The 10964-nt window shown below is 67.8% G+C and carries 10 protein-coding genes; 7 read left to right on the top strand and 3 right to left on the bottom strand.

The window, feature by feature from the left end; genetic code table 11:
- Positions 1 to 19: 19 nt before the first annotated feature.
- The gene (locus ACS5PN_RS09945) at positions 20 to 781 is read left to right on the top strand and encodes a substrate-binding periplasmic protein (protein WP_439463796.1); all 762 of its coding nucleotides are present in this window, start codon (positions 20 to 22) and stop codon (positions 779 to 781) included.
- Here the strand turns inward: ACS5PN_RS09945 and ACS5PN_RS09940 are convergent.
- Positions 774 to 1811, bottom strand: coding sequence for a S66 peptidase family protein (locus ACS5PN_RS09940; RefSeq protein WP_439463795.1), 1038 nt, complete (start codon positions 1809 to 1811; stop codon positions 774 to 776). The genes ACS5PN_RS09945 and ACS5PN_RS09940 overlap by 8 nt on opposite strands.
- Positions 1812 to 1860: 49 nt before the next feature.
- Here ACS5PN_RS09940 and ACS5PN_RS09935 point away from each other — a divergent pair, with 49 nt between their 5' ends.
- Together ACS5PN_RS09935 and ACS5PN_RS09930 are read left to right on the top strand one after the other, a co-directional pair.
- A complete protein-coding gene (locus ACS5PN_RS09935; protein WP_439463794.1) occupies positions 1861 to 2706 on the top strand; it encodes a substrate-binding periplasmic protein in 846 nt (281 codons plus the stop codon).
- A 112-nt stretch (positions 2707 to 2818) separates the two neighbouring features.
- Entirely contained in the window at positions 2819 to 5662 is a 2844-nt protein-coding gene (locus ACS5PN_RS09930; protein ID WP_439463793.1) for a peroxidase family protein, read from the top strand.
- A 51-nt stretch (positions 5663 to 5713) separates the two neighbouring features.
- On the opposite strand, the gene ACS5PN_RS09925 is transcribed toward ACS5PN_RS09930, so the two are convergent.
- Positions 5714 to 6940, bottom strand: coding sequence for a tetratricopeptide repeat protein (locus tag ACS5PN_RS09925; RefSeq protein WP_439463792.1), 1227 nt, complete (start codon positions 6938 to 6940; stop codon positions 5714 to 5716).
- A gap of 146 nt (positions 6941 to 7086) precedes the next feature.
- Here ACS5PN_RS09925 and ACS5PN_RS09920 point away from each other — a divergent pair, with 146 nt between their 5' ends.
- Entirely contained in the window at positions 7087 to 7320 is a 234-nt protein-coding gene (locus tag ACS5PN_RS09920; RefSeq protein ID WP_439463791.1) for a DUF1653 domain-containing protein, read from the top strand.
- A gap of 13 nt (positions 7321 to 7333) precedes the next feature.
- Positions 7334 to 7867 (top strand): metal-dependent hydrolase, encoded by a 534-nt coding sequence (locus tag ACS5PN_RS09915; RefSeq protein ID WP_439463790.1) that lies wholly within the window; start codon positions 7334 to 7336, stop codon positions 7865 to 7867.
- On the opposite strand, the gene ACS5PN_RS09910 is transcribed toward ACS5PN_RS09915, so the two are convergent.
- Positions 7842 to 8750 carry a LysR substrate-binding domain-containing protein gene (locus ACS5PN_RS09910; RefSeq protein WP_439463789.1) on the bottom strand — a complete coding sequence of 303 codons (909 nt, stop codon included), beginning with the start codon at positions 8748 to 8750 and terminating at the stop codon, positions 7842 to 7844. The two genes, ACS5PN_RS09915 and ACS5PN_RS09910, sit on opposite strands and share 26 nt — an antisense overlap.
- A gap of 98 nt (positions 8751 to 8848) precedes the next feature.
- Here ACS5PN_RS09910 and ACS5PN_RS09905 point away from each other — a divergent pair, with 98 nt between their 5' ends.
- Positions 8849 to 9937, top strand: coding sequence for an alkene reductase (locus ACS5PN_RS09905; RefSeq protein ID WP_439463788.1), 1089 nt, complete (start codon positions 8849 to 8851; stop codon positions 9935 to 9937).
- 15 nt (positions 9938 to 9952) lie between these two features.
- The gene (locus tag ACS5PN_RS09900) at positions 9953 to 10957 is read left to right on the top strand and encodes an aldo/keto reductase (RefSeq protein ID WP_439463787.1); all 1005 of its coding nucleotides are present in this window, start codon (positions 9953 to 9955) and stop codon (positions 10955 to 10957) included.
- Positions 10958 to 10964: the final 7 nt, after the last annotated feature.

Below are 10964 nucleotides of genomic sequence, written 5' to 3'. Positions count from 1 at the left end.
GTCGCCCATGAGGGTGAGCATGGGCAAGCGATGGGCGGTGGCCGGCCTGGCGGGCATGGCCACGCTCGCCTCGGCGACGGAGCTGCGCTTCGTGGCCGAGCCGTTGCCGCCCTACAGCTACGAGATCGAAGGCAGACCCGCCGGGCCGTTGGTCGACGTGATGCAGGCCGCCTGCCTGCGCCTGGGCTGGCGCTGCAGCGTCGAGGTCCTGCCCTGGCGGCGCGCGCTGCGCATGGGCCAGGCAGGCGAAGTCGAGGGCGTGTTCGCCGTCGTCACGCCGCCGACGACGCGGCCCAAATTCCATGTCTCGCCGCCCGTCATCGATGCGCGCTATCTGCTGTTCGCGCGCGGCGCCAGCACGCTGAATTTCGACGGCGACAACCGCAGCCTCGCCGGCCGCGTCATCGGCGTCTACGGGCCTTCGGGCGCGCAGGACGCGCTGACCGCCCTCATCCACGAGGTGCCCGGCGCGCGCGCCGAGATCGAGACCGACAACCGCACCGTGCTGCGCAAGCTCGCCGCCGGCCGCTACGGCGAAGAGGGCCTGGCCCTGGCCAACGAGGCCGTCGCCCAACAGCTGATCCGCGAGGACGCGCTGACCGGCCTGCGTCCTGCGGGCGAGGTCAAGAGCTTTGGCTATGCCTATGGCCTCAACAAGCAGCGTGTGGATGCGGCCACGGCGGCGACCTTCGCCAAGGCGCTGCTGGAGCTGTGCCGCAGCGGACGCACGGCGGAGCTGCTCAAGCCCTATGGCCTGAGCGCGTCGGCCTGCGTCAGGTGACGGCCGCCTGCAGCAGCCGCATCGTCCCCGCCTCCGCATCCATCTCGGCCGCCGCACCCACCGGCACCGTCAGCTTGCGCTTGATGTGGCCGATGGCCGCGCCGCGGTAGACGGGGATGTTGAGGGGCAGGAAATAGTCGTCGAAGACCTCGTCCAACGTCAGGCTGCCGTAGCCCTCGCCGGGCTCGCACTTGGTGAAGCGGCCCAGCACGACACCACTCAACTGCGACAGAGCGCCGGCCAGGCGCAGCGTGGAGAGGCAGCGGTCGATGCGGTAGATGTATTCGTTGATGTCTTCCAGAAACAGGAGGGCGCCGCGGCAGTCGGGAAAATAGGCCGAGCCGGCCATCGACGCCAGCACGGTCAGGTTGCCGCCTACGAGCCGGCCCTGGGCCTTGCCGGGTCGGATGGTCGTCGTGCGTTCCTCGCGGGCGATGAGGTCGTCCATCGGTTTGACGACGGGGTTGCGCAGCGTGGCGGCTTCGGCGTTCATGACGATGCTGCGGAAGCTCTGCACCGAGTAGTCGTTCCATTCCGACACCGCCACCGGGCTGTGGAAGGTGACGAGGCCGGTCTGGCGGTGCAGGGCGTTGACCAGGCAGGTCAGGTCGCTGAAGCCGCCGAAGAACTTCGGCTTGCGGCGGATCAGCTCGTAGTCCAGCTTGTCGACGATGCGGTTGCAGCCCGAGCCGCCGGTCACGGCCAGGATGCCGGCCACCGTGTCATCGGCAAACATGGCGTTGATGTCGGCGGCGCGTTGGGCATCGGTGCCGGCAAAGGGCCCGCGCCGCGCTGCGACGAACTCACCCAGCTTGACCTTGAAGCCCAGGGCCTGGACCACCTCGATGGCCATCTTCAGCGGCTCGCGCTCGAAGGTGGCGTTGGCGGGGCTGACCAGGCCAAGGGTGTCTCCCGGGCGCAGCCGCGGGGCCAGCAATGCCCCTCCGGCGGCCCGCGCGGGCGAGGCAGCCGCCAGCAGGCCGGCCGTGGCGGCGCTGAAGTGCAGTAGTTGACGACGTGCAAGGTTCATATCGTTTGCAAACAGTCAGAAATGAGGGGTCAACCGCATACTCGGTCGCGTGGACTCGTCGACCTTGCGCGGCATTGTGTCCGCCGTGGGGGCGGCCGTGAGGCGTCATGTGCTGCCGATTGCTGCAGGCCTCATAACCGCGGCGGCCCAGGCTGATGCCTGCCCCGAGCGCCTGCGCATCGCCTTCCCCGAAGGCCCGGCCGAGCCCTTCATGCGTGGCCAGGGCGAGGACTTCCTGCGGCCGCCCGGGCTGCTGGTGGACTGGGTGCGCAATGCCCTGCGCGAGCAAGGATGCCTGGAGAAGGCCGAGATGCTGCGCCTGCCGGTTCGCCGCCTGCGCAACATGATCGAGGCCGGCCAGGTCGACATGGTGGCCGGCGTGGGCGAGGGCGGGCCCATCGCGGCCCTGCTGGCCCTGCCACCGCGGGAAGGGCGGCGCGGCGAGTTCGACTACAGCCTGGGCGCGGTCGAGTATGTGCTGTATGCGCGCCGTGGCAGCGGTATTGCCTGGGATGGGCAGTCCCTGTCCGGCCTGTCGATGGACGCGCGCGTTGGCGTCACTGCCAGCACCCGCACCGAGATGCTGGCCAAGGAGCGCGGCTGGTCCGTGGACGCGGCGCCCAGCCATGAAAGCGCCCTGCTCAAGGTGGCGGCGGGCCGCACGCCGGTGCTGCTGATGCACAGCTATTTCGCGGACGACAGGCTCAAGCACGACCCGCGGCTGGCGGGCCAGATCGAACGCCTGCTGCCGGCGGTGGAGAGGCGGCATCTGTTCGTCGGCGTGGCACCGGCCATGCTGCAGGGCAGCAAGGACTTCACGCTGCGGCTGTGGCGGGCTCTGTGCAAGGAGTCGGCCGCGTCCAAGGCCGACGGCGCCTGCCGGCCGCCGCCCTAGCACCGTGGCGCTGTCATCAAGGTGAATCTTCCAGGGTCTTCGCAGGATTGACGCTGTGGCCATGGCCTCGCTATGTTCCGCGATCTCGCGAAGAACAAGAGAGGAGCACCTCATGACGCACCGCCTCATTGGCCTGCTGTTGGCGCCGTTGGTACTGCTGGCCGGCTGCGCCGGCAACAGCCCCCGAGCCAGCCTGGAAGACACCAAGAACTGCACGGCCATGCTGGCCGGAGGCTTCCGCAAGGTGGCCGACGAGCGCGCCGAGCGCTTCAACGGCAAGGTCGGCGAAGAGGTCGCCCGCTGCCGCGGCAGCGACAAGGCCGCGGCCTTTCGCTACACGCCCTATGTCGACTGGACCAACTACTGGGCCACCGGCGACAAGTCATCGCTGCTGCCGGGCACGACGGGCGTCGATAGTCATTTCAGCGCCAATGGCCGCGGTGTCGACGGCGCCCTGCTGGACCTCGAGTACCAGCGCATGGAGCTGATCAAGTTCAACCTCTTCGACAATTCCGGCAGCTTTGCCGACTACGCCAACGGCCGCGAGGGCGTGGCCGGCGCGGCCATCAAGACCTGGCCCTCGATGCGCTTGCCGGCCGACTCGCCCTTCTACAAGGCGGTCGGTGGCGACGGCGTCCAGCTCTGCCAGGGCGATCTGATCCGCTGGCGCCAGCTGGACGGCATCTGCAACGACATCCGCAACCCCAAGATGGGCTCGGCCGGCGCGCTGTTCGCGCGCAATGTGCAGTTCGAGGCCACCTATCCCGACATCAGCGACGACCAGCTGGCGCGCAACCGCCACGGCGACCGGCTGTCGCTGCTGCAGCCCGACCCGCAGCTGATCAGCCGCAAGCTTTTCACCCGCGCCCAGAGCGACCCTGCCAAGTGCCGCGACGGCGAGGGCCTGCCGGGCAATTCGGTGGACGCCAACTGCGACTACCAGAAGGCGCCCTTCTTCAATGTGCTGGCGGCTTTCTGGATCCAGTACATGACGCATGACTGGTTCTCCCACATGGAGGAGGGCCGCAACCAGAACCAGTGGATGTCTGTCGGCTGCACCGGCGACTCGGCCAAGCTGGGCTGCCGGCCCGGTGACCGCATCGACCGCGCCTTTGTGGCCGACGCCGGCGCACCGCCGCGCTACCAGGCCGCCGATGGCAGCAAGCCGCTGGCGCGCGCCTTCCGCACCCACGCCAACAACAACACCGCCTGGTGGGATGCCTCGCAGATCTACGGCTACAACGCCGTGTCGCGCCAGCGCGTCAAGCGCGACCCGGCCGATCCGGCCCGGCTGCTGATGCAGCCCGGCGCGCGCGCCGGCGCCGGCGAGGCCCAGGGCCAGCTGCCGGTCTTCGCCGCCAACGACCCCATCCTGCCGCAATGGGCCGGCCAGGGCGCTGCCGCCTTCCCCGACAACTGGAGCATCGGCGTCGGCTTCTACCAGACGGTGTTCTCGCGCGAGCACAACGCCTTCGTCGCCGAATTCCGCCGCCGCGCCGCGGCCACGCCGGATGGCGACTCCGGCCTGCGCGACCCCGCCAATCCGACGGCGGTCATCCGCTACCGCGAGGTGTCGCCCGATGTGCTGTTCGAGGTCGGCCGCCTTGTCGTCGCCGCCGAGATCGCCAAGATCCACACCATCGAGTGGACGACGCAGCTGCTCTACGACGAGCCGCTGTACCTGGGCATGAACGCCAACTGGGGCGGTCTGTTCGAGGGCCATCCCATCGTCGAGAACGCCCTCGAAGCCATCGTCGTGCAGAACTACGGCAAGAGCACCGACGCCAAGAAGGCCGGCCAGTGGTACTCGGCCCTGGCCTCGGGGCCGGGCATCTTCGGCCTGGGTGCGCGGGTCTACAAGGACGACAGCTTCTTCGCGCGGCATGACGCGAAGAAAGACGACATCTGGAACCTGGCCAACCCCGAGCATGTCAACGGTGGCGTCAACCACTTCGGCTCGCCCTTCAACTTCCCCGAGGAGTTCGTCAGCGTCTACCGCCTGCACGCCCTGGTGCCCGACCTCATTGAGCTGCGCCACTGGGACAGCGACCCCAACCGCATTGCCGCCAAGGTGCCCGTCATCGAGACCTTTCGCGCCAAGGCCACGCCGGCCCTGAACAACGAAGGCGCCGCCGACTGGGCCTTGTCCATGGGCCGCCAGCGCCTGGGCCTGCTGACCCTGGGCAACACGCCGGCCTTTTTGCAGAACCTGGCCATCCCGCGGCTGCAGTCGGCCACCGGCAAGATCGACGTCGCGGCCCTGGACATCATCCGCGACCGCGAGCACGGCGTGCCGCGCTTCAACGAGTTCCGCCGCCAGTACGGCCTGCGCCAGCTGACGAGCTTCGACGACTTCATCGACGCCCACCTGGCCGCCGACTCGCCCGAGCGCGCACGCCAGCAGAAGGTCATCAACGACCTGCGCAGTGTCTATGGCCAGCACAAGTGCGATGCGAAGAAGATCATCACCGCTGCGCAGAAGAACCTGGATGGCAGTCCCATCAACGACTGCCTGGGCAAGCCCGACGGCAGCGTCGTCGACAACATCGAGGACGTGGACACGGTGGTGGGCTGGCTGTCCGAGTTCACGCGGCCGCATGGCTATGCGATCTCGGAGACGCAGTTCCAGGTCTTCATCCTGAACGCCTCGCGCCGCCTCTTCAGCGACCGCTTCTTCACCAGCAGCTTCCGCCCCGAGTTCTATGGCCACCTCGGCATCGAATGGCTGCTGAACAACGGTCCCACGGGCAAGCAGTTCGAGGCGAAGGAGAGCAACGGCCACCGCATCGAGGTTTCGCCCTTCAAGCGCGTGCTGCTGCGTACCGTGCCCGAGCTGGCGCCGGAACTGGCCCATGTGACCAATGCCTTCGACCCCTGGGCCCGCGACCGCGGCGAGTACTACGGCCTGGGTTGGCAGCCGCGCAAGGGAGCGGAAAGCGACCCGGCGTTCAAATAGCCTTGTCAGGGGCTGGAGCGGTCGCTTGCAACTGACCTTTGACGGCCGGTGCTACGGCCCCTTGTTCCCCAACTTGTTCTTGCGATCGATCTCAAGCTTGAGCTGGCCAATCCGCGTCTGGTAGGACGGCTCGGTGGGGTTGATGGCCGCGGCAGCCTCATAGTCCTTCAGCGCCTGGACGTACTGGCCACCCATCATTTCAATCAGGCCGCGCACCGCGAGGAGGTAGTCGTCCTTGGGCTCGATCTCGAGGGCACGATTGATGTCCGCCATGGCCTCGGGGTATCGCATCTGCACCCGGTATGCTCGTGCCCGATCGCGCCAACCATAGGTGTGGCCTGGCCTGGCGCTGATGACCTTGTTGAATTGATCGATCGCGCCAGCGTTGTCTTCCATGTCGTACAGCAGCGTGCCGTACTGGTAGTTGACCATCCATGAGTCTCCTTTGGAGACGGCTCGCACCAGGTAGGTCTTCGCCTCCTGCTCTCTGCCTTGACGCCTGAGAAGTTCGCCAATGTCAGCATCGACCCAGCCCTCCAATGCCTTGAGATCGGGCATTCGGGCATAAGAGGGCTTCGCGTCTGACACCACCTGGGCCATCTCTTCGTAGCTTCCGCCCCAACGCGGCCGCAGGCTGTGCAGCAGGAATTCCCGGAGGATGAAGCTGTCCGGATTGATCTTCAAGGCCTGGGCGTAGAGCGAGCGCTTCTTGAGCCCGCCCTCCGTCATGTCGATCTCGATCAAATAGCAATACGCCACGACGAGCCGCGGCATCTTCATGATGGCCAGGTCGAGATCAGCCTTGGCCAGCGCAAACCACGCCGCCATGTCCCTGAACTGACTGGCGGACGTCTCTTTGGCATAGCCGCCACCGCGGCTCGTCCAACCCAGTTTGATGCGGTACGTGCCGCGAGCGAGATAGGCGAAAGGGTCGTTCGCCCGCTTCGCGACCCATGCGTCCAGCGGTTTCTCCAGCGCCGGGTCAGCGCGGTAGAACTCGTCGGAAAGCCTGCGAAACGCTGCCTCCGTTTTCCGGTCTCGCTCATAGGCCGAATGTGCTTTGCTCAAGAGCGCCGAGGCTTGCTCGAATTTCTCTGCCTTGACGAGGGGGATCAAGCTATCCTTGAAACGCTCATCGATGGATGGGGCGTCCTGCGCCTTGGCCAGGGGTAGCCCCAGAAGTGCGGTTAGCAAGAGCATCGTCGCCGAAAAAAATCGTACGAGCGCGCATGAAGGCCATTCGGCCGAGCAGCCAAGATGCCGCTGTGAAAAATGCATGAAGAACACTCCCTGTTGGCTTGGATGCTGAAGGCGGGCGCTTCTGTCGAGCTTGTCCCGCGGCAGCGTACTCTCGAGGCGTTTCAGGCATGGGTCAGTTAGCGTTTTCCCGTCGTGGCGGCCATGCAAGCTGGTGAAATGTCGTCATGAGCTCAGACCTGCCCCCGCTGCCCCACCTCGCCCCCGGCCGCTACCGCCACTACAAGGGCGGCGAGTACGAGGTCCTGCATGTGGCCCGCCACAGCGAGACGCTGGAGATCGTGGTGGTCTACCGGCCGCTGTACAACGACAGCGGCTGGTGGGTGCGGCCCTTTGACATGTTCACCGGCACGCTGGAAGTCGACGGCGTCGTGAGGCCGCGCTTCGAGCGCATCGGCTGACCGCGCGACGCGCATGCCTTCCATCATCTCGCACGCCGTCGTGCCGCTGGCCCTCGGGCTGGCGCTGGGGCCTCGATTGATCCCGCGGCGGCTGATGGTCGCGGGCATGGTGGCGGCGATGCTGCCCGATCTCGATGTGCTGGCCTTCCGGTTCGGCATTGCCTATGCGCATGAGCTGGGGCACCGCGGCGCTTCGCATTCGCTGGTGTTCGCGCTGCTGCTCGGCCTGCTGGGTGCAGCCGCGGCGCCATGGCTGCGGGCGTCGAGGCGGACAGCCTTCCTGCTCATCTTCGCGGCCGCAGCGTCTCACGGCCTGCTGGACATGTTGACCACCGGCGGGCTCGGCGTCGCCCTGGCCTGGCCGTTCACCGACGAGCGCTTCTTCTTCCCGGTCCGTGTCATCGAAGCCAGCCCCCTGAGCCTGCGTCGCTTCTTCGGGCCCGCCGGTGCGACGGTCGTGCTGTCGGAACTGCTCTGGGTCTGGCTGCCCTGCGCGGTGGCAGTCCTGGCCCTGCATCGGGTCAGGACTGCACGGCCACCTCGCTGACCACCTCGGCGATCAGCGAGCGCAGCCAGCGGTGCACCGGGTCGTGGCGATAGCGCACATGCCAGGCCATCTCGACCGGGAAGCTGCCCAGATCGACCGGCGCCGGTAGCACCTTGAGCCGCGCGTCGCCCTCCAGCCGGCGGCAGATGAGATTGGGCAGCGTCGCGCAATGGTCGGTCACCGCCACCATCTCGGGAATGGCCAGGAAGTGGGTCACCGAGACCGCGACTTCGCGCTTCAGGCCCTGGCGCTCCAGCGCCTGGAACAGGCCCACGCGCAGCCGGCCCGGCGGCAGCATGTTGACGTGGCGCAACTTCTCGTACTGCTTCTTGCTGAGGCTGTTGCCGACGGTGGGATGGTCCGCCCGCACCACGCAGGCCAGGCCCTCGTTCATCAGATGCTGCACGACGACGTTGTCCGGCGGATCGACGAAGCGGCCCAGGGCCAGGGCGGTGCTGCCCGAGATCACGCCGGTCTCGGCCAGGTCGGTGCCATAGGGCGTCAGCCGCAGCCGCATGCCCGGTGCGCGCTCATGCAGCCGCGCGACGATGGCCGGCATCAGCGCGAACTCCACATAGCTGTTGGGCGCCAGCGTGACGAGCTGGTCGGCCTTGACCGGGTCGAAGGCCTGCTGGCCGAGGATGAGGCCGTCCAGGCTGGCCAGGGCCTCGGCGATGACGGGCGCCAGCTCCAGGGCCTTGGGCGTGGGCTGCATGCCGTAGCGCTCGCGGATGAAGAGCGGGTCCTGCAGCAGCGCGCGCAGCCGGGTCAGCGCATTGGACAGGGCCGGCTGGGTGATGCCCAGACGCTGGGCCGCCCGCGTGACGCTGCGCTCCTCCATCAGCGTGAGGAAGACGGGCAGCAGATTGAGGTCGTAGCGCACCCAGTCATATTGCCGTGTGAATGACTGGAATTCAACGGATAAATTGGATGAATTGAGGTGCGGCGCCCATCATTGCTCCATCCACCCAGGAGTCACTCATGCAAAGCCTCTTCACCCCCACCCGCATCGGCGCCATCGCTGTTTCCAACCGCATCGCCATGGCGCCGCTGACCCGCTCGCGTGCCGGCATGGACGGCGTGCCCTCGCCGCTGGCCGCCGAGTACTACCGCCAGCGCGCCACCGCCGGCCTGCTGATCGCCGAGGCCACCAACATCTCCCGTCAGGCGCGCGGCTATGCCTACACGCCGGGCCTGTACAGCGACGCGCAGGTCGCGGCCTGGAAGCAGGTCACCGACGCCGTCCATGCCGAAGGCGGCAAGATCGTCGTGCAGCTCTGGCATGTCGGCCGCATGTCCCACACCAGCCTGCAGGCCGGCGGTGCCGCGCCCGTAGCGCCCTCGGCCATCCAGGCCGGCGGCCAGGTCTTCACCGAGGCCGGCTTCGAGGCGCCGTCCATGCCGCGGGCGCTGCAACTGGAAGAGATAGCCTCGTTGATCGACGACTACCGCCAGGCCGCCCGTCGCGCCAAGGACGCGGGCTTCGATGGTGTCGAGGTGCATGCCGCCAACGGCTATCTGCTGGAGCAGTTCCTGCGCGACAGCACCAACCACCGCACCGACCGCTACGGTGGCTCCATCGAGAACCGCGCCCGGCTGACGCTGGAAGCGGTGAACGCCGTCGCCGGTGTCTGGGGCGCCGACCGTGTCGGCCTGCGCCTGTCGCCGCTGTCCACCGCCATTGGCGACACGCCGCTGGACAGCACGCCTCAGGCGACCCACGAATACCTGGTGCGCCGCCTCGGCGAGCGCGGCCTGGCCTATCTGCATGTCGTCGAAGGCCAGATGCACGGCGACAACGCCACCTCGGCCATCGACCTCGACGCGCTGAAGCAGTCCTTCGGCGGCGCCTACATCGCCAACAACGGCTACGACCGCGAGCGCGCGCTGGCGGCGACGGCATCGGCCCAGGCCGACATGGTCGCCTTCGGCCGCGCCTTCATCGGCAACCCCGACCTGGTGGCCCGGCTGCGCGACAACAAGCCGCTGTTCGATGCGCCCTTTGCCGGCTATTTCGGCGGTGGCGCCGAGGGCTATACCCAGTTCACCGAGGCCGCCGCTGCGGCCTGACAGGAGCAAGACACCATGGCATTGAAAGACATCCTCCCCGGCAGGCTCGGTTTCGGCACCGCGCCGCTGGGAAACATGTTCCGCGACATCCCCGAGGCCGAGGCCCGCGCGACGGTGGACGCCGCCTGGAACGACGGCATCCGCTACTTCGACAACGCACCCTTCTACGGCGCCGGCCTGGCCGAGTTGCGCATGGGCGAAGCCCTGGCCGGGCGGCCGCGTGAGGGCTACGTGATCAGCACCAAGGTCGGCCGCCTGGTGCTCGACGAGGTCGAGGACGTCAGCGCCCGCGACCTCGGCGAGAAGGGCGATGTCTTCAAGCATGGCCGGCCCAACCGCATCGTCAACGACTACTCGGAAAGCGCCACGCTGCGCTCCATCGAGGACAGCCTCAAGCGGCTGAAGACCGACCTCATCGACATCGTCTGGGTGCACGACGTGGCCCAGGACTTCTACGGCGACGAATGGCTGTCGGTGTTCGAGAGTGCGCGCAAGGGCGCCTTCAAGGCCCTGGACCGGCTGCGCGACGAAGGCGTCATCAAGGCCTGGGGCCTGGGCGTCAACAAGGTCGAGCCCATCGAGCTGCTGCTGGACCTGGAAGGCCCCAAGCCCGATGGCTTCCTGCTGGCCGGCCGCTACACGCTGCTGGATCACTCGCGTGCGCTGCAGCGGGTGATGCCCAAGGTGGCGGAGAAGGGGCTGGGCATCGTCGTCGGCGGGCCCTACAGCTCGGGCGCGCTGGTCGGTGGCCCCAACTTCGAGTACGCCCCCATCCGGCCGGCGATGCGCGAGAAGATCGCTCGCATCAAGGCGATTGCGGATCGCCACGGCATCAGCATGAAGGCCGCCGGCCTGCAGTTCGCGCTGGCCCATCCGGCGGTGGGGGCCGTCATTCCGGGTGCCAGCCAGCCTGGCCGCATTGCCGAAGACCGTGCGGCCCTGATGGAGAAGGTGCCGGCCGACTTCTGGCGCGAACTGCGCGCGGCGGGTCTGGTCGACCCGATGGCACCGCTGCCCTGATCCGGAA

This window comes from Roseateles sp. NT4, assembly GCF_051857475.1.
Taxonomy (GTDB): Bacteria; Pseudomonadota; Gammaproteobacteria; order Burkholderiales; family Burkholderiaceae_C; genus Pelomonas.
Note: the sequence above shows the minus strand (reverse complement) of the source record. Positions and strands in the feature narration are given on the sequence as shown.

Bases quoted from the DNA above. Each gene is read 5' to 3' on its own strand.
- ACS5PN_RS09945 (WP_439463796.1), top strand. From the start codon at position 20: ATGGGCAAGCGATGGGCGGTGGCCGGCCTGGCGGGCATGGCCACGCTC.
- ACS5PN_RS09940 (WP_439463795.1), bottom strand. From the start codon at position 1,811: ATGAACCTTGCACGTCGTCAACTACTGCACTTCAGCGCCGCCACGGCC.
- ACS5PN_RS09930 (WP_439463793.1), top strand. From the start codon at position 2,819: ATGACGCACCGCCTCATTGGCCTGCTGTTGGCGCCGTTGGTACTGCTG.
- ACS5PN_RS09925 (WP_439463792.1), bottom strand. From the start codon at position 6,940: ATGCATTTTTCACAGCGGCATCTTGGCTGCTCGGCCGAATGGCCTTCA.
- ACS5PN_RS09920 (WP_439463791.1), top strand. From the start codon at position 7,087: ATGAGCTCAGACCTGCCCCCGCTGCCCCACCTCGCCCCCGGCCGCTAC.
- ACS5PN_RS09915 (WP_439463790.1), top strand. From the start codon at position 7,334: ATGCCTTCCATCATCTCGCACGCCGTCGTGCCGCTGGCCCTCGGGCTG.
- ACS5PN_RS09905 (WP_439463788.1), top strand. From the start codon at position 8,849: ATGCAAAGCCTCTTCACCCCCACCCGCATCGGCGCCATCGCTGTTTCC.
- ACS5PN_RS09900 (WP_439463787.1), top strand. From the start codon at position 9,953: ATGGCATTGAAAGACATCCTCCCCGGCAGGCTCGGTTTCGGCACCGCG.